Here is a 25,472-nt window from a genome sequence, read left to right as displayed (position 1 = left end):
TGTAAAAAAAACTTTTGTCAAAAAGTTTAAAAAGTAGTCTAAAGATGTAAAAAACGGAAGTTATTGTAAATTTTTTCTAAATTGAGTTGGGCTTATTTTAAGCTGTTTTTTGAAGAAGTTTCCAAACGAATATTGATCAGAAAAATTTAATTCATTTGAAATTTCAGAAATTGTTTTTGTTGTTTCACTTAACAAAACTTTTGCTTGGCGAATCACCACAGAGCTTATCAACTCTTTTGTGGTTCTACCAGTTATCGACTTGCAACATTCTGTCAAATAACGCACAGTGATATTCAATTTGTCTGCATAAAACTTTGCATCTCTATTTTCGGTGTAATAATGATTTAAATCTACTAAAAATCGTTTTACAATTTCATCTTTACGTGTACCTTTTCTTACAATTATTGTTTGTTGTTTAGATAATTCACTAAACGTTGTGTAAACAATTGCATAAAATAAATTGTACTGAATGTAACGTACGAATTTAGTCGGTTTTTCTTTTAAACGGTTTTTCAATTGCAGCAAAAGTTCTACCAAAGCCGAAAATTCTATTTCGTTAAAATGATAATTATTAATTTTATTCGAAGCAAAAAATTGGTTGTATTCGTAACCACTCAAATCGATAATAGAAGTATCTAAAATCTTTTTTGTTAAGACTAAACTCAACAATTCCAGATCAGTCGATTTAGAAATAATTTGGTACGATTTATTTGGCTCTGGAAAAAAAACATCGTGTTTATTGAGATTAATTTCTTGATCATTTTGCAAAATTTTTAAACTTCCTTTTCGAATAAAAATCGTTTGAATCAAATCTTTTTTCAACCGTTTATTCTCTACTGTTTGTTGTATAAATTCCTCTTGATCAAAAACATTAAAACTCTCCATATATCAACACTAATTTTACATTTTTTTTATACTTAATCGATTAATTTGAAACAAACTTTAATCCGATAATCGAACAAATTAAGGTTGTTAAAAAGAATACTCGCCAAAAACTTGCTGGTTCTTTAAAAATAAAAATTCCGACTAATACAGTTCCGACAGCACCAATTCCTGTCCAAACCGCATATGCTGTTCCAATTGGCAACGTTTGTGTTGCTTTTACCAACAAAATCATACTTACAGTTAAGAAAAATAAAAATCCGCCATACCATAAATACGTATCATTTCCAGTTGCTTCTTTTGCTTTTCCTAAACAAGATGCAAAACCTACTTCGCATAAACCTGCGATAAGTAAAATAATCCAGTTCATTATTTTGATTGATTTATAAAAATTAAGACTACAAAAATGTAGCCTTAATATTAATTATTTTTTATTATTTACCGAAACTATCGCTAAATTCTACTTGTCCTTTTATATGAACTTCACTCCATGTTTTAGATATTCCATCTGCTCCTTTATGTAATTCTAAACAAGCTTGATTTAAAGCTTCCATCGCTTTTGCTGTATTAAAATCCATCAAGTCTACATCAGCTTCTATAGTAAATGTTTTATTTTCGAAAGCTGATTTTACTTCATATTCTTTTGACACATTGTTCAACGTCAAATTCAAAAATGTTTTACCTTCTCTGAAATGTAATTGACCTTTGATTTCGCTTGTATTAATCATATTTCCAAACAAAATGTCCTTCAATTTTTGATCACGATCAATTTGGTCAGAATTTAAAGTCGCAACAGAGGCTATAATATTTGCGCCTTCTAAAACTTCTTGTGGTGTTTTCCCATCTTCTTTCGCATCTTTTACCAAAACCACATCAAAACGTCCCGAAACAGCAACTTTATCTGTCGTTTTATAAGCTGTCCACTCTACTCCCGACTTACGAATTACACCTTCTACTATTTCTGTTGGCTCTTCAAGCGTTGCTTCCGTTTTAACTTCGTGTTGTTCTACTACTTTTTCATCTGACTTATTTGTACAATTTATCAGCATTACAGACATACAACATACAAGTGCTGTAGATATTTTTCTCATTTCAAACTTTTATACTACAAAAGTACAACAAGCCTCCTCTAATTCACAATTGATTTTTAACATATTCTAAAAAAAGTCTACTTTTGTATCATGATAAAAAATATTTTAAACACTTGTTTGATTATCATTTGTTTGCCTTTTATTTTAATCTACGAGGTTTATTGTACAGTTTATAAATACAAAAAATAAATTGGTAACTTCGCTCGTAAATTAAAAAAATGAGCCAAAAAATAATTGGAATAATGGGCGCTATACCGCAAGAAATAAATGGTGTAGTAAACTTATTATCAAATAAACAAGAATTCAAAATCGGTCAAAGAAACTATTATACCGGAGAATTAAACAACCAAAAAGTTGTTGTTGTTTACTCTCGTGTTGGTAAAGTTGCAGCAGCAACTACTGTTTCTACACTTATTTTAGAGTTTAAAATTACAGAATTAATTTTCACAGGTGTTGCTGGTGGAATACATGCAGATGTAAAAATTGGTGATATTGTTTTGGGACAAAGCATGATTCAACATGATATGAATGCACAACCTTTGTTTCCCGCATATGAAATTCCAATGTTAGGAAAAGCTTATTTTGAAGCAGATTCCTCGCAATTACAAGTCGCAACAACTGCTATTTTAGATTTGTTACAAGAACAACATCTTCACAACGTTATTTCAGAAAAAGATTTGAATAAATTTAATATCCATGCTCCAAAATTACACACAGGTTTAATCGGTTCTGGAGATTTATTTTTCTCGACAAATTCTCAGAAAGAAAAGCTTCAACAAAAATTACCAGAAGTTCTTTGTGTAGAAATGGAAGGAGCTGCAGTAGCACAAGTTTGTTACGAATTCGAGATTCCTTTTATTATTATCAGAACAATATCAGACGATGCGGATGATCATTCTACAATAGATTTTAATAGTTTTATTGAGAAAATATCAAATGTTTATTCGATAGAGATTATCAAAAACATCATCAAGTAAAAAGTCCTTTTAAAAGGGCTTTTTTTGATGTACACATTAATAAAAAAAATCATCAATTGCTTGGTGATTCATTTTCCAAATAATAAAATGGATTGTGGGGAGAGCAGGATTCGAACCTGCGAAGGTGAAACCAACGGATTTACAGTCCGTCCTCGTTGGCCGCTTGAGTATCTCCCCGCCTAATAATAAAGTATTCTTCAAAAAAGAAGAGCCGATAGAGGGACTCGAACCCACGACCTGCTGATTACAAATCAGCTGCTCTAGCCAGCTGAGCTACATCGGCGTTTGTTATTTTTGTTTTAAAAGTAAAATATAAACTTTTTTGGAGCCGATAGAGGGACTCGAACCCACGACCTGCTGATTACAAATCAGCTGCTCTAGCCAGCTGAGCTACATCGGCATTTTTGTGGGGAGAGCAGGATTCGAACCTGCGAAGGTGAAACCAACGGATTTACAGTCCGTCCTCGTTGGCCGCTTGAGTATCTCCCCAACCTATATTTTTACTGAGCCGATAGAGGGACTCGAACCCACGACCTGCTGATTACAAATCAGCTGCTCTAGCCAGCTGAGCTACATCGGCAAAAATATTTGTTATTTGAATATTTCAAAATGAAAACAGGAAGTTAACTTCTCGGAAGTAGTGTTGTTCCTTTTTCGTGGTGCAATATTAGGGCAGTTTTTCGAATCTCGCAAATGTTTTTTGAAAAAAAATTAGAAGTTTTTAATAATTTTTTACTTCAATTTTGAAAATCAGAATTTTAGAATTCAAAAAAAAATTAAACTTTTTTTCAATAAAAGTAAAAAAGATAATATTCTATTTACATAAGAGTACTTATTTTTGTGGTCAATTAATCATTAATGCATCTTATCATACAAATTTTGCAACTTTTCGGAGCAATTGCGTTATTCATTTTTGCGATAAAATTATTAAGCGAAAATTTACAAGCATTATCTGGATCGAATTTTAAACGTACATTAAATAAATTAACCAAAAACAATTTCTCGACAATTGTTACAGGTACTCTTTTTACAACAGCCATACAATCTTCGTCGGCTGCGAGTGTATTTATATTGGGATTTGTAAATGCTGGATTAATTAATTTACGAAAAGCATTTGGTTTGATATTGGGTGCAAATATCGGAACTACGCTTACTTTATGGCTCGTGTATTTCGGAATGAAATTCGATTTGGTACAAATTGCTTTGCCACTTATTTTAATTGCTTTTCCTTTTTACTTATCTAAAAAACGTAATCAAAGAAAAATTGGGGGAATCCTCTTTTCACTTTCATTGCTTTTTCTTGCTTTATATTTCTTAAAAACCTTTTTGCCTTCTATAGAAAGTCATCAAAAGCTACAAGAGTTTTTTCAACATTTATCGAATTATGGTTTTTTGACCAACTTATTGTTTATCGTTTTCGGTATATTACTAACGGTTTTAGTTCACTTTTCATCTGCTTCTATTACTATAGCAATCTTATTAGCAAGTAAAGGTTTACCAATTGAACTTGCTGCGATGATTGTTTTGGGAGCAAATATTGGAACTACTTTTACAGCACATTTAGTTGCTGCAATTGGCGATAAATACACAAAAGTTGTGGCTGCTTTCCATACATTTTTCAATCTAGTGATTGCATTTATTTTTATGTTAATTGGAAGTATTCTATTGAAATTTATAGGTTCTACAATTTCTACGAATTTTGCTGTACAACTTATCACATTTGATACCATTACAAATTTGGTTGGTGTCATTTTATTTACTCCTTTCGTTAATAAATTGGCTTTTTATTGTCAGAAAAAGTATTTTTCAATTAAACCTACAGATAATAAATTAGAATTTTATGCAATTCCTTTCGGAACAAATTCGGATCTATATAAAAATGAAGCAAACAAAAAATTACTAAAACTTGCTTCTACAACCAAACAGACAATTTATACGCTTGGACGAATGATTACCGAAAGTGATGAGGAAAAGATTTTAGTTTTTCGCGAACGTATCTTAGAGCTCGAAAAAGAAGGCGATCAATTGGAACGAGAAGTAAATGAGTTTTTGAACGAAATTGCTGATTTAGATTTACCAAATGAAAATACAATTGCTATTCATCAATTAATAACACTTTGTCATCACTTAGAAAGTGTGGGCGATATTGCGATTAAGATTTCGTCTATACATCGTCGTCGTCGTATGACAAATAGTTACTTTACGCCTAAAATGAGAACTTATTTGGTAGAATTTCAAAGTAATCTGGATCAAACGACTCGAATTTTAAATCAAAATTTGAACGAAACACAAGAAGAAGTTTCAATTAAGCAAGCAGAATTTATCGAGAAAACGATCAATACAATCTACAAAGAAGCAGAGGCAAACTTGATGAAAACGATTGATAAAGAAAAGCTTTTGACGACAAGTGCGCTTTTCTACAAAGATTTAATTCAGAATTATGAAATTCTTGGTGATCATTTATACAAAGCCAATGCAACAATCGTAAAGCTAAAGAATCAGTAGTTTTTTTGTAAGTTTATGTAAAAATATATTTAATTGTCTACAATTTTCACAATAAAACTAGAAGAACAAATCATAGGAACAACTGAATTTGAGTTTGCAGATGTTACAATGGGAGTTGTTTTCGGTAAAATAAACTTTATTAATATTGAATCTCCTTACTTATTTTTCAAAAATTATTGTTTAAAAAATAATATTGAAATTTATAGTGATACAAAAGATATTAAACTGATTGCTACAGCTATTCTTCCAAATCTGAAAGTTTTTTACAATAATTTTCATGATGAATTAATTGGTTGGGGAGCTTCAATTACTGGTTCTGAACTTTTAGATAATAAAATTGAATTTGAAATTACATTTACTGGTATTATATCAGAAACGATGTCAAGCTTATTCAAACATCATTTTGATGAATATTTTAAATGATAATCCATCTTGAGCTAAAATTCGTCAATTCGAGTGATTTTTAGAAAGACATTTCTAAAAATTGTATCGAGAATTAAGATGAATTTTATTTTCTAAAACCTTATTCTCGATACAAAATTCTAAACGAATTTCACTCGAATTGAAGGTTTTATAGATAAAATTATTAATGAGTAGAATAATTTCAATCAAATTCGCTCACGTCTACTCTATTTTGTAAATTTAACCTATGCATAGAAGTTCGTCACAAAAAGTAAATTATGATTTAGAGCAAGGTAGAAAGTATAAAGCAACGTTGCGCTTAAGAAATCTTATCAATGAATTCCCTAATGATTTAACATTAAGAAATAAACTTGCAGAAATTTATTACGAAAGCGGATTTCTGGATGAAGCTGGTAAATTTTGGATCCTATCAGAAAATAGAAATTCTGAAATTAACCGATGTATCGAAATTTATAAAAACTCTGTTAATAATTCTGGAAATCAAATTTTAAAAGATATTGTTTTCCGCGGAGATAAAACCAAATTGTCATTTCATCTACAATCAACTTTAAATGAATTAGAAAAAGATAGCTTCGAAAAGACTAAAAACATTCCCAACTTTCAACCTAAGAAAAACTATCTTGAAAAAGATATTTATAAAGAAACTATCAAAGACAAACTAATAAAATATTTATTTTTTGGATTCCTTCTCTTTATTGTTCTACTAATTATACTTGGTTTCGTAAAATTAATTGAATGGTTTTAACTTCTAAATTCGCTCACTTCTACTCTATTTTGTAATTTTGCAAAATGTTTGATTCAAAGCAAATTTTTTCTATTCAATCCGAAGAAGATTTCCAAAACGTTGCATTGGAAGTTTTCCGTTATCAAGCGCAAGAAAATGAAGTGTACAAAAACTTCTTAAACTTCTTGAAAGTTGATTATTCTACCATAAAACATACAGACGAAATTCCTTTTTTACCTATTCAGTTTTTTAAGAAATATGATCTTATTTCTGGAAATAGAGCTGTAGAGAAGGTTTTTACAAGTTCTGGAACAACAGGAATGTCGACTAGCAAGCATTTGGTTACGGATTTGGCTTTGTATCATTATAGTTTAGAAAAATGTTTTGAACAGTTCTACGGTCCACTTTCCGATTACACAATTTTTGCACTTTTACCTTCGTATTTAGAACGTACTGGCTCATCGCTGATTGATATGGTAGAATATTGGATTGAAAAATCTGAGAGCGATCAAAGCGGATTTTACCTATATAATCACGATGAATTATACGAAAACCTTATTGCACATGAAAAAACTGGTAAAAAAGCTATTTTGATTGGTGTTTCGTTTGCTTTATTAGATTTTGTCGAAAATTATAAAATGAATTTGCAACATACAATTGTGATGGAAACTGGTGGTATGAAAGGTCGTAAGAAAGAAATTACGCGTGAAGAATTACACACTATTTTGAAAGATGGTTTTGGAACTAATGAAATTCATTCCGAATACGGAATGACGGAATTGCTTTCGCAAGGTTATTCTCGTGGAGATTTGACATTTAAATCGCCAAATTGGATGCGAATTCTGATCCGTGAAACAGAAGATCCACTGAAATATGTTGAAGAAGGGAAAACTGGAGGTGTAAATGTGATTGATTTAGCCAATTACAATTCAATCAGTTTTATTGCAACTGATGATTTAGGTAAAAAAATATCCAAAAATCAATTTGAAATCTTAGGTCGTTTTGATCATTCCGACGTTAGAGGTTGTAATTTGATGGTGATAGAATCATAAAAAAGCTCTGAAAAAATTCAGAGCTTTTTTGTTATTTCTTTTTCATTAAAAGAACTGTATCTTTATTTCTTTCAGCTATTTTACTAAGAAATTCTGAGTATTCTTTTAATTCTTTACTGCTTATAATTGCTTGATTAAGCAATAAAATATAAGTTATTACAAACTCGTTATTTTTAACTTCAATTTGTTGTTTGTATTGTAATTTATTTCCTAAAGCTTTAATTTCAATATTAAAATCATCATATTTTAAGACAAAGTTAGTTGGAATTTTAGATTTGAATTGCACAACTTTTTGAAATGGAAAATCTAATTCGACTTGATACTTTCTGTTTTTTTCAATACTTAAAAAATTTAATGCTTCGTTAAACGGAAATTCAAATCCAAAATAGTTGATCGTTTTTTCTTTGCTTGCAAAAATTTTGTTTATTGTGCTATAATCTCCTTTATTACTTAAATCATCTGATGAATATGTTAATTCATTAAACATTGGAAAATCATAATTCTTTTGATTTTCTTTGTTAAAATAACCTTTGAATTTATTTAAAGATTTCATTTTGAAATCATCTCCTTTAAATTCTATTTCATTGATTAAATAACTTTCCGACAATGGTGGATTGATATATAAGAATTCATCGGAAGTGGTTTCAAGCTTTAATACAAGTTGGTTATAATAATCTAAATAAGGAAAAACGATTTTTTCATTGTAACTATCATCAGCAATTTTTAAAATATTTTCGTCAAAAAGATAAATTTGATTATCTAAAATTGTCATTGTTTGAATATTAGAAATTCTTGATACAATAGGAAAATTTATAATTAATCTCCCTCTACCTCTAAAACTATTAATCACTAAATGTGATTCTATCCCTTTAGATTTCAGTATTTTGTTAACCAAAATAACTAATTCTAAATTTGTTCCTGATTTAGTTCTTAAAATTCCTGATTTAAAGTTTGATATCTTATCTATTATATTTTCTTTTTCTACTTTGTAATTTTGCTTGACATATTGAATCACATTTTTATATGTTTCTAATTGCGAAGTACCATTGTTAATTTTTAAAGCAAGTTCATTAAAGTCGGTTCCTCTTATGCTAGCTTCAATTTTTTTAATAAAAACAGATCGAAATGAACTCCAAGTTGGAGAAGAAAAAATAGTTCCATGCCAATCTTTTTCAGCGGTATATTGAAATCCAATTGTTTCTTTAAAATCACGAATATTGTATATTTTGTCGTATTTTTTAACACTTGGCACGTTTTCAATTTCCCAAGATTTATTACCCTTTTTATTTCCATATTTTTCATTTAATTTTTGACCAATCAAATAAATTCGATAATCAAAATCTGTATACATTCTAAGATCTAATTTCGATTTTAATGTCGGGTAATCATTCTGAAAAGCCCATGGAGTAGCATATAAATCAGCTGTACGAACTTCTTCTGTTTCATATTCAATAATAGAACCGACTTTAACATTTGGAATAATATATATAATTCGCGATGTATTTTCGTCAATTGACTCTTCAAGAATATCTTTTTTATTCAATTTTGTGATAACAATTTCATTATTCACCTTATTATAAACTTGTACATTATTTATCTTAACTCGACTATATTTATTATTTGGATTGTACGTAAATTTTAATACATTTCCATCAACAGCATCTTGTTTTAAAATCTTTTTTCGAATATGTTGTTTTAGCTCATATCCATTATTGTTCATCTGTAACTCTCCATATTCAGATAAAATTACTGCAGATGCATCTGGCTCGAACGGAACTGTTTCATAATTATATTCTTCTTCTGAAATTACTCCAAATTCAAACTTACTTAATTGACCAAAAATTAGTTGAGTCAATAAAAAACTGAAAAGAAAATAAATTTTAAATTTTATATATAGTGTTATTGTATAAATATACAAAAAAAACCGCACTGAAAATCAGTGCGGTTTTTTGTTATTTCTTTTTCATTAAAACTTCTTTCAGAGATTCTGTTTTTACTTTCTCAAAAAAATGTTTTAGTTCGTTGTATTTATCGGCTTCGTATACGCCTTCTGGTAATAAAAATTGAATAGCTAAAATTAATTGTCCGTCTTTTACTTTGGCTTCTTGATAATATTCTAAACCAAGTTCTATTTTATGATGCGCTTTATATTTTTCATCAATCACCACTTGATAACCCTCTGGAATTTTAGACTTTATCTGAATATTAAATAAATAAGGATAATCAAATTCTATTTTACGTTGTCGATTTGTATCCTCAAAAGTATATTGCTTCAAAAACTCACGCAAAGGATTAATAAATGTATAAAAAGGAGCATTAGGAATTGTAGTTTTTGATTTATATGATTTAACATAAGAATCTGTTTCAAAAATCATTTTATCACTCGATTCTTCATCCAAACGTGCTTCTAAAGATTCTGTTACAAATCGATTCAATACATTCTTTTCATCAGTTTTTTCATCGTAAAAATATCCATTAAATTTATCTTTTTTATAAAGAACCAAGTTTCCGTTGTTCATGAAATCATATTTTATAGATGATTCGTAATAAGATAACTTTTGATTTAGTTTCACAAAAGAAGGTTCTCCTTTTTTAATGACTACTCCATGATAATTAAACACATCTAAAGGTCCAAATTCTATTTGTTCTTTGTTTAATTTTGAAGCATCTAAAATAAGATTAGAAGCGCCTTTGTTCAATTTCACAACGGTCAAGACAGAATTAAATTGATTAACAATTGGATAAGAAAATAAAATTTGTCCATGATGACGGCTACTAAATAAAACCATTGATGTTTCGAAGCCTTTTGCTGTTAAAATTTCATTTAATAATAGATTCATATCTGCTGTAGAACCTACTTTTTCTTTCAGTAATGTTCTGTTTGATCGGGATGGAATAATGCTGTAAAATCTATTCCATTTTACATTTGTATCAATATATTCGATCACATTTCTCAACGTTTCTATCTCATCTTTTCCATTCGGAATATTTTGTGCAACATCCTTTATTGCAGAAGGGTTTCTATATGTTTCATATTGTGCATTAATATCTTGAAGCAACTCTCTCCAAGCATTCAACGTTGGCTTTTTAGTTCCATCTGTATGATAATTATCTGCCTGAAGTTTTATACGTTCACTTTGATCTTCTGGATTATAAACATATTTTAATTGGTTATAACTCTGAATATTATTCAATGACCATTCTGTAGAAGTTGATTTACTTTTATATTTAGCATTTAATGCATCGCCAATTGTAATGATAGAATAAGCACCATAAGCTTGATTGTTTAATCTAAATTTACTTGAAAGTGTTGGTAAATCATGTTGAAAATTCCACGCATCGATAGAGAAGTTATGCTCACTTCCTTTTACATATGTATATTCTATTATAGAGCCAACTTTAACATTTGGAAACGTAAATCGTTTTGCAGAATAGAGTTCATTTAACGAAACTTCAAAAATTTCTTTCTCATCAATTGGAGTAATTTGTTCTACTCCATTTACAATATTAATTGTACTTCCTTTTATTCCAATTATAGATTCTTGTTTATTTTTACTATAATAATTCAATTGTACATTCGCCTCTTCAACACCTTTTTCTGTAAGAATTTTTATTCTACGTTTTACAGTTAAATAATAATTAGCTCCTGTCAAATCCATTTTCCCTTCTTCACTAAGAATGACTGCGTCTGCATTTTTTTCAAAATGAACTTGAGTTAATTTAATTTCTTGTTCAGATATTTTTCCTAATTTTAAATCTTTCGATTGGGCATTTATATAAAATGTAAAAAGTAAAAAGAGTAAAGTAATTTTTATTTTCATGCTGGTTTAATTTGACGCAAAAATACACAATACAATAACACTTAAAATAAATTAAAGATTATTTTTCTAATAATTCACTAAAAGCTTTTTCTAATGTTGGATACTGAAATTTAAAACCTGTTTCTTCTATTTTTTGTGGAGATATTCGAGAACCTTTTAAAACCAAATCGCTCATTTGACCTAGTGCTATTTTCATCACAAAAGCGGGAATATTTGGTAAAAAAAATGGCTTATTCAATTTTTTCGCTAACATATGATTGAATGTTGAATGATTTACATGTTCTGGCGCGGAAGCATTGTAACTTCCTTGTATTGTTTCGTTATCGACTGCATATGCATAAATTTGCAACAAATCTGTAATATGTATCCAAGGCATCCATTGTTTTCCGTTTCCAAGATTTGCTCCAACACCTAATTGAATTGGTTTTTTCAATAATTTAAATCCTTCACCATTTTTTGCTAAAACCAATGATGTTCTAAAACAGGCTACTCTAGCACCTAATTTTTCAAATTGGTAAGCCGCATTTTCCCAAGCCACACAAACTTTTCCTAAAAAATCAGTATTTGGTTCATCGGTTTCATTGAAAATTTTGTCCGAAGTAATTTGACCATAGTAAGCTGTTCCCGAAGCTGAAATAAAAAATTTTAGTTGAATATCCAGTTTTTTTACATAATCAAAAAGTAAATTTGCTGTATCTACACGACTTGATACTATTTCTTCTTTGTAAAATTTTGTCCATCTTTTTGCAATTAAACTCCCTGCTAAATGAATAATTCCGTCTAAATCTTCAAAAACTTTTTCGTCTATCTTATTTTTATCCCAATGATAAAAAGGATGTTCAATCTCTTTTTCTCTTGTTAAAATACGCACTTGATGTCCATTATCAATTAAAATTTTTGATAATTCAGAGCCAATTAAACCGCTTCCACCAGTTAGAAGAATATTCATACTAAATTTTTTTCCTAATTTAGCTCATTCCAAAAATATAAACCAATGTTTAAAGGTCGATTTCCTTTCCTAAAAAAAATGGGTGCGGATGAAGAAAAAAAATTAAAACAAAAAATCTTCGATATCGTTTTTGAAGCTGATACTCCTTATGGTAAACTTTTCGATATTTCTTTATTATTTTTAATCTTAATAAGCGTTGGTTTGGTAATGTTAGAATCAATTCCTGCCATAAACGCTCGTCATCATTCGGTTTTAGTAACACTTGAGTGGATTTTGACCAGTATATTTACGGTTGAATATTTACTGCGAATATATTGTGTAAAAAATCGTTGGCGCTATATTTTTAGTTTCTATGGAATTATTGATTTATTGTCAATTTTACCATTCTATCTTGGTCTTTTCTTCCCAACAAGCAAGTATTTATCAAGTATCAGAATTTTACGTTTGTTACGTATTTTCAGAATATTCAATTTAACTCGCTTTACACGTGGAAAAAATGTTTTGGTACTAGGATTAAAAGAAAGTAAAGATAAAATTATTGTTTTTTTATCGTTCGTTCTGTTGATTGTAGTCGTAATTGGTTCGGTGATGTATATGGTCGAACACGACCATCCTGAATCTGGTTTTACAAGTATTCCAATTAGTATTTATTGGGCAATTGTAACCTTAACAACAGTTGGTTATGGTGATATATCTCCAGTAACTGGATTAGGACAATTCTTAGCTTCTGTTGTAATGATTATAGGTTATGGTGTAATTGCTGTTCCAACGAGTATTGTAACAATGGAAATGAATAAAGCCTCTAAAATTAAAGATGATATCCCTACTAATACAGAGCGTTGTAGAAATTGTGGAGATGATTATCACCTTGATGGTTCTATTTATTGCAAAACTTGTGGTCACAAACTAAACGAACATTAATCTTTATCTAAATTAATGAATCGGTTATTGTCAATATGATTCACATGCTCGTAATTTTTAGTATAATTAATTGACATATTCAATTCGTAACCAACCAACATCAATATTACGTTGATGTATACAAAAATCATCATTATCATTACTAATCCAAGCGAACCATACAGCAAATCAATATTTGTAAAGTAGCTTAAATACGTGTTAAATCCTATTACGGTTAATAAAAACAATACCGAAGTTAATAATGCTCCAGGTAAAACTGTACTACGCGATTTTTTGTGATTCGGACCGAAATAATACAACATGCACATTGAGACGAAGTAAAACATAAATACAGTAAAATAATTGATGAGATATGAAAATTGACCAAGTTTACTCAAGAAAGAAACATTAGACAAATATTTCCAAATAATTGATGTCGAATATGATAAAAACACTTGCAATACAATAAAAGCTGTAAAAAATAATGTCAGAATAATCGAAATCATTCTCGATTTTGAGTTTTTTCGTTTCACATATACATCTTGATACGAAACATTAAATCCATTAATAATTCCTTGTATTCCATTTGACGACATAAAAATTGTAATCAAAATCAACACATAATTTACTTTTCGCTTTCCTTGTAAAGCTGTCGTTTTATCGATATACGAAATCACTTCATTACTCACATGCTTTGGTAAAAGCTGAGGGAGTAGCTGTGTAAACAATAATTTTTTTATTTCTTCGTAATAAGCCAAATGCGGTAAAACACTAAACAAAAAAAGTAGAAAAGGAAACATACTAAAAAATAAAATCCACGAAACTGCTGCAGAACGCAACGGAAAATTACCTTTCATCACGCGAATCCAAAAAACTTTCAAAAAATCATATACCGTAATGCCCGTATTTTTGTTCATCAATTTTGTTTTCGACCAATCTCGAAAATAATTTATTCCTGTATATGTTTTAAAATCTTGTAGAATGCGCATATTTTTGTCTCAATAAATAATTTTGAATGAATATTACGACCATTTGTATCGGTAAAACTGACGAAAAAGCCATCGAAATGCTATTACAAAAGTATGAAAATCGATTGCCTTCGCATATTAATTATCAAAGAATTGAAATTCCTGACATCAAAAATCGTAAAAATTTGTCCGAAATTCAACAAAAACAAAAAGAAGCTGAACAAATTTTGACCAAAATCGTCAATACAGATTTTGTTATCATTTTAGATGAAAAAGGAAAACAACCCACTTCGAAACAATTTGCTGACGATATCCAAAATTACATGAATCAAGCAGTCAAAAATCTTGTCTTTGTAATCGGTGGACCTTATGGTTTTGACGAATCTGTTTACAATCGCGGAAACAAAAAAATGTCTTTATCTAATATGACTTTTACACATCAAATGGTTCGCTTATTTTTAACAGAACAAATTTATCGCGGATTTAGTATCTTGAAGGGTAAACCTTATCACCATGAATAACGAAAATCATTTTCAAGAGTTTGAAAATTTGAACTTAGAACAAGATAATAAATTGAGTTTTGGAATTGGAAAAGCTATTTTATACAGTGCTGTAGCGGTAATTATTATGCAATTTGCTGGCGGAATTGTTTCTGCTCCTGCATTTTTTTACTTACCACTAAATCACGTTCTTTTACCTTTAGGGTTTTTAACAGGAACTGTTTGTGCAATTGTCATTTTGTTGATGTTAACACAAACAAAATTTGCTATAATTTTACAAGCAATTAAACATCCTTTTACAGCAATTCAACTTATTCTATCCATAGCATGTTGGTTATTTCTTTTGCCTTTGGCAGAAGTTTTTACAAGCTTAATACCAACAACTGGACCTTTAGAAGGTATCTATAAAATCTTTCAAAGTTCTTTCGAAATGATGCTTGATTACAAAGTTGCTGGTTTTATAATGGTTTGCCTTTTTGCGCCTATTTTCGAAGAAATTATTTTTAGAGGAATTATTTTAAAAGGAATGTTGAATTTCAATGTCAATCCAACGATTGCGATAGTAATCAATGGTTTTGTTTTTGGAATGGCACACATGAATCCTTGGCAATTTATTGGTGCAGGAATTTTAGGTATCATTTTCGGAATTGTTTATCATCGTACAAAATCGTTGTTTTTACCAATGTTATTACATTTTCTTAATAATACACTTTCCTATTCGTTAATGTTAATACAAGGCGATATGGAGGGAGAAGTTTTTGCTCAAAGAGATTATTTATTAATTGGAGGAATGACACTTATTGGACTTTTATCGGTGTACTTATTAATCAAAAAAACAGAACAAAAAACAATATAAATGGAATTAATTTTTGCCACGCATAACAACAATAAAGTAAAAGAAGTTACAAAAATGCTACCTTCTTATTTAACGATGAAATCTTTAACTGACATTAATTTTTTCGAAGAAATTGAAGAAACAGGGAAAACTTTCGAAGAAAATGCACTTTTAAAAGCAAAAACAATTTTCGAAAAAACTGGTAAAAATATCTTTGCTGACGATTCTGGATTAGTCATCGAAGCTTTAGACGGAGCTCCTGGAGTTTATTCAGCACGATATGCCGGAACTGGAAAGGACGAAGATAATATTGCAAAAGCTTTGAAAGAATTAGACGGAAAAACAAACCGAAAAGCTTACTTTATTAGTATTTTCTGTTTAATTTTGAATGGAGAGGAATATTTTTTCGAAGGTAGAGTAAATGGAACAATTGCAACCGAAATTATGGGTGACAATGGTTTTGGTTACGATCCAATTTTTATTCCAGATGGTTTTTCAAAATCATTTGCTCAAATGACAGCTGAAGAAAAAAACGCGATTAGTCATAGAGGAAAAGCTGTCGAAAAATTAAATGATTTTTTAACTAATCTAAACGTAAATTGAGTTTACAACTAACTATATTAGGATTTAATTCGGCATTACCAACTGCTTTCACACATCCAACTGCACAATTATTAAACATCGCAGAACGCTATTTTTTAATTGATTGTGGTGAAGGAACACAAGTACAATTGCGTAAAGCAAAAGCAAAATTTAACCGAATTAATCATATTTTCATATCGCATTTACATGGCGATCACGTTTTTGGTTTAATCGGATTAATTTCTACATTTCAATTACTTGGGCGTGATATGCCCTTGCATATTCATGGTCCAAAAGGAATCGAAGAATTTATTACAACACAATTACGTTTAACAGAATCTAACAATTCATTCGAGATTATCTTCAATGAATTACACACGAAAGAATCCGTTTTAGTTTTTGAAGATGATAAAGTAGAAGTTTATTCTATTCCTTTAAATCACCGTGTTTATACAAATGGTTATCTATTTCGAGAAAAACCAAAACCTCGAAAATTGAACATGGATACTATTCAGGAATTTTCAGAAATTGAAATCTGTGATTATCAAAATTTGAAAAATGGAAAAGATTTCACATTAGAATCTGGAGAAATAATTCCGAATGATTATTTGACTTTTTCTGCACAAAAATCATTGAGTTATGCCTTTTGTTCTGACACAAAATATAAACCAGATATTGTTTCAATCATCAAAGAGGTCGATTTGCTATATCATGAATCTACTTTCTTACATGAATTGAAAGATTTGGCTGTTTATACAGGACACACAACAGCAAAAGAAGCTGGAATGATTGCCAAACAAGCGAATGTAAAAAAGTTAATTTTAGGACATTTTTCTAATCGTTACCACGATTACAAACCTTTGTTAATAGAAGCGCAACAGGAATTTTCGAATACTGTTTTACCAGAATTACTGAAAACAATTAAAATAGAAAGTATATAAAAAAGTCCTCAACTGAGGACTTTTTTATAAAATAACTTCTATCAAACTACCTTTTTCTTCGTCTTTTGTCACTTGTAAAGCGACTGGAATTCGATCTTTTAATTCGTCTACATGTGAAATAATTCCGACAATTCTATTTTCTTTTTGCAAACTCATCAACGTTTCAAACACAATATTTACAGCATCTGCATCTTGTGTTCCAAAACCTTCATCAATAAAAAAGAAATTCTTTTCCGACTTCGCATTCGTTTGTACACTTTCGGCCAAAGCCAAAGCTAAACTCAATGAAACCTGAAAAGATTGACCTCCTGAAAGAGTTTTCACACTTCTCGAACGACCTTCATTCAAATAATCTATAATTTCAAAATCATTATTTTCATTCATTTGTAAGCTTAATTGATTTCGAGTCATACGATGAAATCTCACATTTGCGTTATCACATAATTGTTTCAAATAAATAGACGAAACATATTGCACAAATCCAGCTGAATTAAACAAATTTCGCATCGTTTGTAAATTAGCACCACGTTTTTGTAATTTATCCAACTCTGTTAACAAATCTTTCTTTTCTACAAAAGATTTTGTAAATCGTTCAATTTCAGTTTTCGTTTTGGTTACAATTTCAGTTGACTCTTTCAGTTGATTAGTAATCAAAAGCAATTGTTCTTCTTGCGCTTTAAAAACTAGTTCATCAAAAGAAACTTTATTCAATTTTTGTTCTAATTCTTGAATTGAACTTTTCAATGTTTCGAACTCAATTGTAAATTCTTCTAATTCTTTTCGAATTTTAGAAACATTTAATTCTTGATTCAAAATTTGCTGAACAACTTCCACAGAATCGATTTGATGAATTTCTAACGATTTTTCAATTTGATTCTGATAGTGTTTTAACTCTTCATTTAATTCAGTAATCTGTTTTTCAATCAACTCGATTGATGTTTTTTGAGAAGATAACTTAGGATTCAAAAGATTTAAACTCTCCGAAAATTGTTGATAATCTTGTTCAATTTTTGCATTTTTAGATTTTAAAGCAATTAAATTTTGTTGAACGTTTTCAATCGTATTATGTTGAAAATTTTCAAATTTCAATACCTTCAAATTCGTTTCATTTTGCTTGATTTGAGATGCTTTCTCAGCTTCTTCTACTTTAAATTTCTCTAAAAACTGTTTGTATTTCGATAAATTTAGGCGTTCTTTTTCTAAAGATTCTCTATCTAAAGAAAGTTGTTTATTTTTTTCTGAAATAGATTCTTCTAAAGAAATTGAAGCTTGTTTTTTCTCCTCAAAAAGCCCTATATTTTTCGGATCAAAATCTTTCCAAACAAATGAATTTAAATGTTCTTTTTCTTGAGTTTTTAATTCATTTAAAACAACTTCCTCTTGTTCTATTTGTTTTTCTATAAATAATTTTTGATCAATTATTTTCTGAACTTCATTTTGCTTTTTCTGAAGTAATTTTAATTGCTCCTCAATCTGTTTTAATTCATTATTTACAACTCCTAATTTTGAAGTCACATCATCAATTTCAATAATATTTGGATGTTCTAAAGCTCCACAAAGCGGGCAAGATTCGCCATCATGTAAATTATGTGCAAAATGTGCTAATTTTTCTTGCACTTCTATCTCACTTTTCTTTTTTTCAAGGGATTTTTTTGATAATTCAAGCTTTTCAAATTCTGAATTAAACCAATTTTCGAATGTAGAAATAGCTATATTTTCTTGTTTTAACTGAAGTTCGAAACTATTTATTTGTTGTTTTTGTTCTTCAATTTTAGTTTGCTGTTTTTGAATCGATTGATGTAAATTTTGATTTTGCACAAACCAATTTCCAACTTCCATCAATGTTTTTGATTCTATTTTTGATTCTGATAAAGTTTTCAACTCTTTTTCAGATAATTTGATTGAGTTTTCAATTTCTTGTTCTTTCTTCTGAACTTCTTCAACCTCTTTCAAACCATTTGCTGTTCTATCTTTTAGCTTTTCTATTTCTTGAGAAAATTCTAAAATCTGAACAATTAATTCTAAATCAATTTCTTCTTTTCGTTTTGTTGGTAAAGCTTCGTAATCAGTTTTAATCAATTCAATTTTAGTTGAAACTTCCTTGATTTGATTTTCAATTAAGACTAATTGTTTTTGTTGATTTTCTATAGAATTCGATTTTTCTACAAATTGATTTTTGACTTTTGTTTGACTTTGTAAAATTTGATAAAAAACATTAAAAATCAATTCGTATCGATCCATTTCAACTTTACGCTGATCCATTTCAACTTTTTGAATTGATACTTTTTCAAAATCAATTTTCTTTTGTTGCAAACTTTCAAAATCTGATTTCAAAGCTTTTAAACGTTGAAAAGATTCATTGATTTCGCTATATTTTTCTTGAACTTGATTTGCAACTTTAGTTTGTTCAATCAAATTCAGTTCAAGTTCTTTTATTTTTTCTTCTGAAACCTCTTCAAAACCAGATAATTTTCCTTCTAATTGGTTTAGATTCGTTAAATTTTTAGCGTTTAATGACGAAACTTTGTCTTGTAAATCATAACGATGAAGCCCAAAAATTTCCTTCATCATTTGCGTACGATCCTTCGCTCCCAACTCAATAAATTCTTTAAATTGTCCTTGAGGAATAATAATTGTTCGTTTGAAATTTTCGTAGCTTAAACCAATTATTTCTTCTGCTTTCGAATGATTAAGTGGAACCCATTCACCTTCTTTTTGCTCATAAAAAACTACTGTTGGCGACTTCACATCTTCAAAACGTTTCGAATTACGTTTAAATTCTCGTGTCGCTCTAAATAGTTTTTGTTCGAAATTATAAAAATCGAACTCGATATAAGACAAATTCGATTTCAAATTCATCATGTTATAAGCTCGTTTATCTTTAGAATTTAAACGTTCTGTTTCGCCATACAAAACATACATTATTGCTTCTAAAATAGACGATTTACCAGAGCCTACATTTCCGAAAATACCGAATAATCCTGCATCTGTTAATTGAGAAAAATCAATTGTTTGACGTTCTTGGTACGAATAAAGTCCTTCTATTGTTAATTTTACTGGAATCATTTTTTGTTTAATTTTTTAATTAAAGATTTCTCGACAAGCTCGAAATGACATTTTATTAATCTATTATACAATTTCGTCATTCAAAAATTTCCATTCTGAATTAAAGTTATTAATTAGCGATTCTTTCTTTTCTCTATTCCAACCTTTAATCTTTTTTTCTCTTGAAATAGCTATATTAATATCCGAAAAACACTCATAATAAATTAAAAAATAGCAATTTTACTTCATCGTAAATGCATTACTAAAAATGTTAGGGTTTGAATGTTGATATAATCTTAACTTCAAATTATTTGTTACGCCGACATATAATACAGTTTTATTTTTATTCGTAAGAATATAGACAAAATAATTATGAGTACCTAGTGTTTTCATACAATATCTATGATAGATTTCTCGACAAGCTCGAAATGACAACTACATCAAAGTCTGTCATTCTGAATGTAGCTTTAGCGAAATGAAGAAGATAAATTTAACTATTCAATATTTCATTAAACAAATCTTTCATCTCATCGTTTGGTTCTTGATTTCCATTTTTTGATTTGAAATAATCAGCAAATAATTCTTTGATATCTTTTGTTTGATCAGCAAATTGATATTCTGCAGTTTCAATCTCTTGATTTTTTACTTTCGGAATTAAATGAATAATCCCAGCATGCGATTGATAAATAAGTTTTCGATCTTCTGCTTTCAGAAACGTATCCCTTTCTAAGGTCAATTCGACCAACGCATTTTTATTTTCGTTTAACCATTCTACCGTATTTTCTACAGAATCAAATGTTTTACGCATAAGCGGTTTTCCATTTTTCAATTCGATTTTATGATAAGAAACATTCTGATTAGGTTCTGCATCTATTATAGAAACATATTTCGTTTGACCAGCCTCAGAAAAACTATAACATAAAGGCGAAGAGCTGTAAACAACAGGTTTTTCTTCTGTCCCGATATTTTTGAAACCATGTAAATGTCCCAAAGCCGTGTATTGAATTTGAGATGGAATTGCTTCCGAAAAAATCATATCAGCATTTCCTATTTTAATTGGTTTTTCACCTTCTGGTTCTTCTAAAATTTCGGATCCTTTTTGATTCATATACAAATGCGCCATCAATAAATTCACTCCATTTATATCACAATATTCTTCTGCAATATTTTTCCAATTTGTTGCTAAAATATCGTTCAAAGCATCTTCTTTATTCTCTCCCAAATAATGCTTGAGACGAACTTCGTTTGCATAAGGCGTATGTAAAATTCTTACAGGAAAATCAATAGAATTTAACTTTAATTCGATCATTCCTGCGACAGATTTCAAAATTTTAAAATCATTTAGTTCAAATTCCTGAATTTTTGCATTTGGATAACCAATCAAAATAATACCACATTCTCTTGCCAAAGGATCTGGCGCGTCAATCAAACTTGGTGAATCATGATTACCAGAAATCACTACAACAGGACGTTTTCCATTATTAGAAAGTCTTTTTAATGTTTTATAAAATAATTCTACAGCTTCTACACTTGGATTAAAATTATCGAATAAATCGCCCGCCACAAGCACAAGATCTACTTGCTCTTGTTCTGCTATTTCGACAATTTCATTCATCACTAAAATTTGTTCTTCTAAACGCGAAAAACTATCTAATTTTTTACCCAAATGCCAATCGGCTGTATGCAAAATTTTCATATTTTATTCTTCTTTTTCAGAATTATTTTGTTGATTAAATTGTTTGCTTATTTCTTTCAAACGTGCTTTGCGTTCCGCTTCTGCATCTTTTTCCTTCTTACGCTTCTGAGCCTTTTTTGCTTTTACAGCTTTTTTATTTGCTTCTGTATTTCTACTCATGATTTTAATTTCTAAATTAAATATTATTCACGTCAAACTATGTCGCAAAGTTAGTTTAATTCATAAAGAATTGTAAATCTTTTGTTCATCTAAGTTAGATTTATTAACTTGGATGGAAAGTAATCGAATTTATTAATTTTAAAACATTTATTAATGGGAAAAGGCGATAAAAAATCGAGAAGAGGAAAAATTGTCAATGGCTCTTATGGCGTAAAACGTCAGCGTAAGAAATATTATTACGAGGAAGAAGTTATCGAAGAAAAACCTGCAAAAAAAGCGAAAAAGTAATTTTTGAAGCTGAAAATCAACCATGATTTTCAGCTTTTTTATTTCAACTTCATCTACAATAATTTATACAATAATGGGAATAAAATTCACAATTAAAGCCATTGAATATTGAGTTTATTTGTGGTATCAAAAAATTAAAAGATGAACATTTTTAAAAAAATTACAGCAAGCATTTTTGTATTATTAGTTGGCTTAACGCTTTTCAACTGTAACAATGATGACGATTCTGCTATTAAAGAGCAATTAACACCAAGCGAAATTTTATCCTTCACTTCTTGGGAAACAACAAACGCTTTAAACAACAAAGGACAAAATGTTGCCTTATCAGATGCTAATGTTTCTAATTTTGTTGGTTTTGCTTATTTCAAAAAAGATGGAACATTTACAATGTTCAACTTAGATGATACACCAAAAATGAAAGGAGATTGGTCTGTTTCTGAAGATGGAAAAACAAGAACAATCGTTGCTAAAAATGATGCTGGACAGATTTTATTTACAAGAATTGTTGATATAACAGTTTTAACAAAGAAAGAATTTACATACAGAATCTATCCTTCTAACGATGATAAATCTGTTTACTTTGATATCGTTCACACTCCTACGACTCACAAAGAGCCAACAAAATAGTTGACACATCAATATCATCCAAATATTTAAATTAAAAAAAGCTAAGCGTCAATTGATACTTAGCTTTTTTGATGTTACTTATTCTTAAATTTATATTCTACATTATTCCAGAATACATATACTCCATTTTGCTTTAAATCTTCTGGTTTCTCAATAATTCTTAGAAAAATATTATCTTTTGTAATCTTTCCAAAATCAGAACTCTTACCTGAAAACGAACTTCCATTTTCAGTATCTACAACAGTATAAGACTCAAAATGTTTAAACAAATAAAATGAATTTGTTGTTTTATCAATTCTACCTAACAAAATTTTTCTTGAACCGTCAGTAACATACAGATTATTTTCCTCTACAGTTGATTTATATTTAGACGTTTTCAATTCTTCATTGATTATAATCGAATCTTTTTTCAATTCAATAGATTTGATAGAAGGATCTTCATAAAGCGTCCAAGTTTTCTTGAAGAAAGTTTCGGCTTCGGCTGGATAATCTTTTCCGTCTGGTCCTTTGTAATAATATGCATCTAAAATTGAAACATTTTTATCGAATTGGAAAATTTCAGTTTCTGTTGGTTGTGGATTTGTAGGTTGTTCTTTGACAGGAATTATCACTTCGTCTTCTTGACAAGAAAAGATTACAAAAGCAACAAAAATAGATAATAGCTTTTTCATGTATGATTATTATTTATACTAAATAACCTCAAATCAATTTAAAACGTATAAAATCTATGTTAAATATTCCATATTTCAAGTCAATGCTAACAGAAATCATCAAAACTAAATTATATAGCATTGTTATCTTTGTCGAAACAATTCAAATGAAAGCAATTCTATTTACATTTTTTATACTACTAAATTTTTCTGTTTCTGCTCAATTTATTGAAATAAAATCACCAAATGAACTTCCGAAAAAGGATAACCGATTAAAAGTTTTTTTGGGTGGAACGATTGATATGGGAAATTCGGAAGATTGGCAAGCTAAAATTTCGAGAGAATTAAAAAACGAATCGATAATATTATTCAATCCGAGAAGAGATGATTGGAATATTGCTTGGAAACCTGTAAAAGAAGAGCCTGAATTTCGAAAACAAGTGGAATGGGAATTAAATGCTTTAGAGAATTCTGATTATATTATTATGTATTTTGGAAAAGATTCAAAAAGTCCAATTAGTTTATTAGAAATGAGATTATATGCACGAAGCGGAAAGCTTTTAATTATTTGTCCAGAAGGTTTTTGGCGAAAAGGAAATGTTGATATAACAGCAGAAAAATATGGTGTAAAACAATACGATTCTATCGAAGATATGTTGTTGTTTTTGAAAACTAAATTGAAGTAAATTGTGGATTATTTTAAAGTTTAACTTCTTTTTTAAATGATTATGTTTTAGCTTTGAAGCCTTATAATTTGGTAGGTTTAGGTAGTATGAAACATAATGATTTGGAAATTAACCGTTTGATAGAACGATTAGAATCTTTAGGAATTTTAGTCGAGAAAATTGAAAGTTCAGGTTTTGGTAGCATGTTGAATTTTGAGATGACGTATCAACTTCCAAATGAAAACATTTCTCAAACTATTCATTTTAGACGATTTGATATTCAAGATGTTTTTTTACATTTCAAAAATACAATTAATCAAAAAGGAAAATTACTTTTTGTTGATTTATAATTAAAATAGGCTCAATTAATTGAGCCTATTTTAATTTATTATGTAAATCTGAAACAGTATAAAATTTCATTTTATTATCCTTCACAAATTTGCATATTTCTTCTAAGGTTTTAAACTCTGTTTCATAATTATTAGATGCTTTTGCTACCGTTTTGTGCGCATAAAAAACAACTATTCTATTATTATCTTTCGCATATTGCAGCAACGAAATAAAATACGGAATACTAAAATGTGCATAGCTATTATCAATTCCTAATCCATAAAACAATGGTTTATTTTGATAATAACAATTCTGATAAATAGGTGCTTCGTTTCCGTAAGTTGTTCCTCTCAACGTTTTAAAATGACTCAAAAGCAATTGATCAGATTTTACATCTCGATCTCCATATGGATAAGAAAAATCTGAAATATTCAATCCTTTGTTTTTCATCATTGTTAACATTGGATTTATTTCTTTATTGATAAATTCGTTCTCGCCAAAATCTTTGATAAACTGTGTTGTATGCACGTGATTTAATCCGTGTGCTGCAATTTCGTTTCCGTTTTGTTGCAAATAATTTAATTCACGAATTTGATTCTCCGAAAGCTTATCAAAATGCGTTACATAAAAAGTTCCTTTCCAATTGTATTGCTTTAATTTTATATTCGCATTAAACCATTCATCTACATAATCGTCATCAAAAGTTAGCACCACCCCACCTCTTTGATTATCTTTTTTTGTATCATTTACAATTTCATCTTCATGTGTACAACTATTCAAGATAAAAATTGAAAGAAAACAAATAATATAACAATTAAGTTTAAGCATTTTTTTGATTTGTTTTAGTACTTAAATATAAATA

27 protein-coding genes and 5 tRNA genes are annotated in these 25,472 nt (G+C 29.1%); 14 read left to right on the top strand and 18 right to left on the bottom strand.

Translation table 11 applies throughout. The features are described from left to right. Positions 1-60 precede the first annotated feature (60 nt). The 3 genes from AC2I98_RS15595 to AC2I98_RS15585 all read right to left on the bottom strand — a co-directional run bounded on the left by AC2I98_RS15595 (position 61) and on the right by AC2I98_RS15585 (position 1,973). Positions 61-885 carry a helix-turn-helix domain-containing protein gene (locus AC2I98_RS15595; RefSeq protein WP_486412549.1) on the bottom strand — a complete coding sequence of 275 codons (825 nt, stop codon included), beginning with the start codon at positions 883-885 and terminating at the stop codon, positions 61-63. Between the two features lie 40 nt (positions 886-925). Continuing rightward, on the bottom strand, positions 926-1,252 hold the full coding sequence (locus tag AC2I98_RS15590; protein ID WP_135834419.1) for a DMT family transporter: 327 nt from the start codon (positions 1,250-1,252) through the stop codon (positions 926-928). Positions 1,253-1,316: 64 nt separating this feature from the next. Further along, positions 1,317-1,973, bottom strand: coding sequence for a hypothetical protein (locus tag AC2I98_RS15585; RefSeq protein ID WP_486412548.1), 657 nt, complete (start codon positions 1,971-1,973; stop codon positions 1,317-1,319). A 218-nt stretch (positions 1,974-2,191) separates the two neighbouring features. Here AC2I98_RS15585 and AC2I98_RS15580 point away from each other — a divergent pair, with 218 nt between their 5' ends. Next, positions 2,192-2,950, top strand: coding sequence for a 5'-methylthioadenosine/adenosylhomocysteine nucleosidase (locus AC2I98_RS15580; protein ID WP_486412547.1), 759 nt, complete (start codon positions 2,192-2,194; stop codon positions 2,948-2,950). A gap of 95 nt (positions 2,951-3,045) precedes the next feature. Here the strand turns inward: AC2I98_RS15580 and AC2I98_RS15575 are convergent. From AC2I98_RS15575 to AC2I98_RS15555, 5 genes are all read right to left on the bottom strand, one after another. Then, a tRNA-Tyr gene (locus AC2I98_RS15575) sits at positions 3,046-3,127 on the bottom strand. 32 nt (positions 3,128-3,159) lie between these two features. Continuing rightward, positions 3,160-3,233, bottom strand: a tRNA-Thr gene (locus AC2I98_RS15570). Between the two features lie 40 nt (positions 3,234-3,273). Then, positions 3,274-3,350 (bottom strand) — tRNA-Thr (locus AC2I98_RS15565). Between the two features lie 7 nt (positions 3,351-3,357). Continuing rightward, positions 3,358-3,439, bottom strand: a tRNA-Tyr gene (locus AC2I98_RS15560). A gap of 17 nt (positions 3,440-3,456) precedes the next feature. Beyond that, a tRNA-Thr gene (locus AC2I98_RS15555) sits at positions 3,457-3,530 on the bottom strand. 278 nt (positions 3,531-3,808) lie between these two features. Between AC2I98_RS15555 and AC2I98_RS15550 the strand changes: the two genes are divergently transcribed. From AC2I98_RS15550 to AC2I98_RS15535, 4 genes are all read left to right on the top strand, one after another. Next, positions 3,809-5,455 (top strand): Na/Pi cotransporter family protein, encoded by a 1,647-nt coding sequence (locus tag AC2I98_RS15550; RefSeq protein WP_486412546.1) that lies wholly within the window; start codon positions 3,809-3,811, stop codon positions 5,453-5,455. Positions 5,456-5,488: 33 nt separating this feature from the next. Then, positions 5,489-5,878 carry a hypothetical protein gene (locus AC2I98_RS15545; RefSeq protein ID WP_486412545.1) on the top strand — a complete coding sequence of 130 codons (390 nt, stop codon included), beginning with the start codon at positions 5,489-5,491 and terminating at the stop codon, positions 5,876-5,878. A gap of 226 nt (positions 5,879-6,104) precedes the next feature. Then, entirely contained in the window at positions 6,105-6,623 is a 519-nt protein-coding gene (locus AC2I98_RS15540; RefSeq protein ID WP_486412544.1) for a DUF6584 family protein, read from the top strand. A 44-nt stretch (positions 6,624-6,667) separates the two neighbouring features. After that, on the top strand, positions 6,668-7,654 hold the full coding sequence (locus tag AC2I98_RS15535; protein ID WP_486412543.1) for a LuxE/PaaK family acyltransferase: 987 nt from the start codon (positions 6,668-6,670) through the stop codon (positions 7,652-7,654). Positions 7,655-7,685: 31 nt separating this feature from the next. Here the strand turns inward: AC2I98_RS15535 and AC2I98_RS15530 are convergent, their stop codons facing one another. The 3 genes from AC2I98_RS15530 to AC2I98_RS15520 all read right to left on the bottom strand — a co-directional run bounded on the left by AC2I98_RS15530 (position 7,686) and on the right by AC2I98_RS15520 (position 12,424). After that, positions 7,686-9,509: a DUF3857 domain-containing protein gene (locus AC2I98_RS15530; RefSeq protein ID WP_486412542.1), complete on the bottom strand. Its 1,824-nt coding sequence runs from the start codon at positions 9,507-9,509 to the stop codon at positions 7,686-7,688. Between the two features lie 97 nt (positions 9,510-9,606). Then, positions 9,607-11,475 carry a DUF3857 domain-containing protein gene (locus tag AC2I98_RS15525; protein ID WP_486412541.1) on the bottom strand — a complete coding sequence of 623 codons (1,869 nt, stop codon included), beginning with the start codon at positions 11,473-11,475 and terminating at the stop codon, positions 9,607-9,609. 58 nt (positions 11,476-11,533) lie between these two features. Further along, positions 11,534-12,424: a TIGR01777 family oxidoreductase gene (locus tag AC2I98_RS15520; RefSeq protein ID WP_486412540.1), complete on the bottom strand. Its 891-nt coding sequence runs from the start codon at positions 12,422-12,424 to the stop codon at positions 11,534-11,536. Between the two features lie 45 nt (positions 12,425-12,469). On the opposite strand from AC2I98_RS15520, the gene AC2I98_RS15515 reads away from it, so the two are divergent. After that, positions 12,470-13,345, top strand: coding sequence for an ion transporter (locus AC2I98_RS15515; RefSeq protein WP_486412539.1), 876 nt, complete (start codon positions 12,470-12,472; stop codon positions 13,343-13,345). Here the strand turns inward: AC2I98_RS15515 and AC2I98_RS15510 are convergent. Next, positions 13,342-14,313, bottom strand: coding sequence for a YihY/virulence factor BrkB family protein (locus tag AC2I98_RS15510; RefSeq protein ID WP_486412538.1), 972 nt, complete (start codon positions 14,311-14,313; stop codon positions 13,342-13,344). The genes AC2I98_RS15515 and AC2I98_RS15510 overlap by 4 nt on opposite strands. 26 nt (positions 14,314-14,339) lie before the next feature. Here AC2I98_RS15510 and rlmH point away from each other — a divergent pair, with 26 nt between their 5' ends. Genes rlmH through AC2I98_RS15490 form a run of 4 tightly spaced genes read left to right on the top strand, consistent with a single transcriptional unit; the run spans position 14,340 to position 17,150 of the window. After that, the gene (gene rlmH, locus AC2I98_RS15505) at positions 14,340-14,813 is read left to right on the top strand and encodes a 23S rRNA (pseudouridine(1915)-N(3))-methyltransferase RlmH (RefSeq protein WP_486412537.1); all 474 of its coding nucleotides are present in this window, start codon (positions 14,340-14,342) and stop codon (positions 14,811-14,813) included. Continuing rightward, complete coding sequence (locus AC2I98_RS15500) at positions 14,806-15,648, top strand: CPBP family intramembrane glutamic endopeptidase (RefSeq protein WP_486412536.1); 843 nt, start codon at positions 14,806-14,808, stop codon at positions 15,646-15,648. The genes rlmH and AC2I98_RS15500 overlap by 8 nt, the downstream gene beginning before the upstream one ends. Then, the gene (rdgB, locus tag AC2I98_RS15495) at positions 15,649-16,230 is read left to right on the top strand and encodes an RdgB/HAM1 family non-canonical purine NTP pyrophosphatase (RefSeq protein ID WP_486412535.1); all 582 of its coding nucleotides are present in this window, start codon (positions 15,649-15,651) and stop codon (positions 16,228-16,230) included. Further along, positions 16,227-17,150: a ribonuclease Z gene (locus AC2I98_RS15490; RefSeq protein WP_486412534.1), complete on the top strand. Its 924-nt coding sequence runs from the start codon at positions 16,227-16,229 to the stop codon at positions 17,148-17,150. The genes rdgB and AC2I98_RS15490 overlap by 4 nt, the downstream gene beginning before the upstream one ends. Before the next feature lie 24 nt (positions 17,151-17,174). Here AC2I98_RS15490 and AC2I98_RS15485 read toward each other — a convergent pair whose 3' ends face one another. The 4 genes from AC2I98_RS15485 to AC2I98_RS15470 form a co-directional block, all read right to left on the bottom strand. Further along, positions 17,175-20,216 (bottom strand): SbcC/MukB-like Walker B domain-containing protein, encoded by a 3,042-nt coding sequence (locus AC2I98_RS15485; RefSeq protein ID WP_486412533.1) that lies wholly within the window; start codon positions 20,214-20,216, stop codon positions 17,175-17,177. Between the two features lie 219 nt (positions 20,217-20,435). After that, positions 20,436-20,588: a GIY-YIG nuclease family protein gene (locus AC2I98_RS15480; protein ID WP_486412532.1), complete on the bottom strand. Its 153-nt coding sequence runs from the start codon at positions 20,586-20,588 to the stop codon at positions 20,436-20,438. A 97-nt stretch (positions 20,589-20,685) separates the two neighbouring features. Further along, on the bottom strand, positions 20,686-21,891 hold the full coding sequence (locus AC2I98_RS15475; RefSeq protein WP_486412531.1) for a metallophosphoesterase family protein: 1,206 nt from the start codon (positions 21,889-21,891) through the stop codon (positions 20,686-20,688). Between the two features lie 3 nt (positions 21,892-21,894). After that, positions 21,895-22,050, bottom strand: a complete 156-nt coding sequence (locus AC2I98_RS15470) for a hypothetical protein (protein WP_486412530.1) — start codon at positions 22,048-22,050, stop codon at positions 21,895-21,897. A gap of 153 nt (positions 22,051-22,203) precedes the next feature. Here AC2I98_RS15470 and AC2I98_RS15465 point away from each other — a divergent pair, with 153 nt between their 5' ends. After that, the gene (locus tag AC2I98_RS15465; protein WP_486412529.1) at positions 22,204-22,338 is read left to right on the top strand and encodes a 30S ribosomal protein THX; all 135 of its coding nucleotides are present in this window, start codon (positions 22,204-22,206) and stop codon (positions 22,336-22,338) included. A gap of 141 nt (positions 22,339-22,479) precedes the next feature. After that, entirely contained in the window at positions 22,480-22,965 is a 486-nt protein-coding gene (locus tag AC2I98_RS15460) for a DUF4822 domain-containing protein (protein ID WP_486412528.1), read from the top strand. 74 nt (positions 22,966-23,039) lie between these two features. Here AC2I98_RS15460 and AC2I98_RS15455 read toward each other — a convergent pair whose 3' ends face one another. Continuing rightward, positions 23,040-23,636 carry a hypothetical protein gene (locus AC2I98_RS15455; protein WP_486412527.1) on the bottom strand — a complete coding sequence of 199 codons (597 nt, stop codon included), beginning with the start codon at positions 23,634-23,636 and terminating at the stop codon, positions 23,040-23,042. A 56-nt stretch (positions 23,637-23,692) separates the two neighbouring features. On the opposite strand from AC2I98_RS15455, the gene AC2I98_RS15450 reads away from it, so the two are divergent. Both AC2I98_RS15450 and AC2I98_RS15445 read left to right on the top strand, forming a co-directional pair. After that, entirely contained in the window at positions 23,693-24,301 is a 609-nt protein-coding gene (locus AC2I98_RS15450) for a nucleoside 2-deoxyribosyltransferase domain-containing protein (RefSeq protein ID WP_486412526.1), read from the top strand. Between the two features lie 53 nt (positions 24,302-24,354). Next, a complete protein-coding gene (locus tag AC2I98_RS15445) occupies positions 24,355-24,630 on the top strand; it encodes a hypothetical protein (protein ID WP_486412525.1) in 276 nt (91 codons plus the stop codon). Between the two features lie 25 nt (positions 24,631-24,655). Here the strand turns inward: AC2I98_RS15445 and AC2I98_RS15440 are convergent, their stop codons facing one another. Then, complete coding sequence (locus AC2I98_RS15440; RefSeq protein WP_486412524.1) at positions 24,656-25,438, bottom strand: polysaccharide deacetylase family protein; 783 nt, start codon at positions 25,436-25,438, stop codon at positions 24,656-24,658. Positions 25,439-25,472 lie beyond the last annotated feature (34 nt).

The organism is Empedobacter sp. EJD.6dd (assembly GCF_057369435.1).
This window is presented reverse-complemented; position numbering and strand designations above follow the sequence as displayed.

Coding starts and splice junctions, on each gene's coding strand:
- rlmH (WP_486412537.1), top strand. CDS start 14,340: ATGAATATTACGACCATTTGTATCGGTAAAACTGACGAAAAAGCCATC.
- AC2I98_RS15595 (WP_486412549.1), bottom strand. CDS start 885: ATGGAGAGTTTTAATGTTTTTGATCAAGAGGAATTTATACAACAAACA.
- AC2I98_RS15460 (WP_486412528.1), top strand. CDS start 22,480: ATGAACATTTTTAAAAAAATTACAGCAAGCATTTTTGTATTATTAGTT.
- AC2I98_RS15470 (WP_486412530.1), bottom strand. CDS start 22,050: ATGAGTAGAAATACAGAAGCAAATAAAAAAGCTGTAAAAGCAAAAAAG.
- AC2I98_RS15520 (WP_486412540.1), bottom strand. CDS start 12,424: ATGAATATTCTTCTAACTGGTGGAAGCGGTTTAATTGGCTCTGAATTA.
- AC2I98_RS15480 (WP_486412532.1), bottom strand. CDS start 20,588: ATGAAAACACTAGGTACTCATAATTATTTTGTCTATATTCTTACGAAT.
- AC2I98_RS15500 (WP_486412536.1), top strand. CDS start 14,806: ATGAATAACGAAAATCATTTTCAAGAGTTTGAAAATTTGAACTTAGAA.
- AC2I98_RS15540 (WP_486412544.1), top strand. CDS start 6,105: ATGCATAGAAGTTCGTCACAAAAAGTAAATTATGATTTAGAGCAAGGT.
- AC2I98_RS15465 (WP_486412529.1), top strand. CDS start 22,204: ATGGGAAAAGGCGATAAAAAATCGAGAAGAGGAAAAATTGTCAATGGC.
- AC2I98_RS15525 (WP_486412541.1), bottom strand. CDS start 11,475: ATGAAAATAAAAATTACTTTACTCTTTTTACTTTTTACATTTTATATA.
- AC2I98_RS15510 (WP_486412538.1), bottom strand. CDS start 14,313: ATGCGCATTCTACAAGATTTTAAAACATATACAGGAATAAATTATTTT.
- AC2I98_RS15590 (WP_135834419.1), bottom strand. CDS start 1,252: ATGAACTGGATTATTTTACTTATCGCAGGTTTATGCGAAGTAGGTTTT.
- AC2I98_RS15475 (WP_486412531.1), bottom strand. CDS start 21,891: ATGAAAATTTTGCATACAGCCGATTGGCATTTGGGTAAAAAATTAGAT.
- AC2I98_RS15580 (WP_486412547.1), top strand. CDS start 2,192: ATGAGCCAAAAAATAATTGGAATAATGGGCGCTATACCGCAAGAAATA.
- AC2I98_RS15485 (WP_486412533.1), bottom strand. CDS start 20,216: ATGATTCCAGTAAAATTAACAATAGAAGGACTTTATTCGTACCAAGAA.
- AC2I98_RS15585 (WP_486412548.1), bottom strand. CDS start 1,973: ATGAGAAAAATATCTACAGCACTTGTATGTTGTATGTCTGTAATGCTG.
- AC2I98_RS15535 (WP_486412543.1), top strand. CDS start 6,668: ATGTTTGATTCAAAGCAAATTTTTTCTATTCAATCCGAAGAAGATTTC.
- rdgB (WP_486412535.1), top strand. CDS start 15,649: ATGGAATTAATTTTTGCCACGCATAACAACAATAAAGTAAAAGAAGTT.
- AC2I98_RS15550 (WP_486412546.1), top strand. CDS start 3,809: ATGCATCTTATCATACAAATTTTGCAACTTTTCGGAGCAATTGCGTTA.
- AC2I98_RS15455 (WP_486412527.1), bottom strand. CDS start 23,636: ATGAAAAAGCTATTATCTATTTTTGTTGCTTTTGTAATCTTTTCTTGT.
- AC2I98_RS15440 (WP_486412524.1), bottom strand. CDS start 25,438: ATGCTTAAACTTAATTGTTATATTATTTGTTTTCTTTCAATTTTTATC.
- AC2I98_RS15515 (WP_486412539.1), top strand. CDS start 12,470: ATGTTTAAAGGTCGATTTCCTTTCCTAAAAAAAATGGGTGCGGATGAA.
- AC2I98_RS15450 (WP_486412526.1), top strand. CDS start 23,693: ATGTTAAATATTCCATATTTCAAGTCAATGCTAACAGAAATCATCAAA.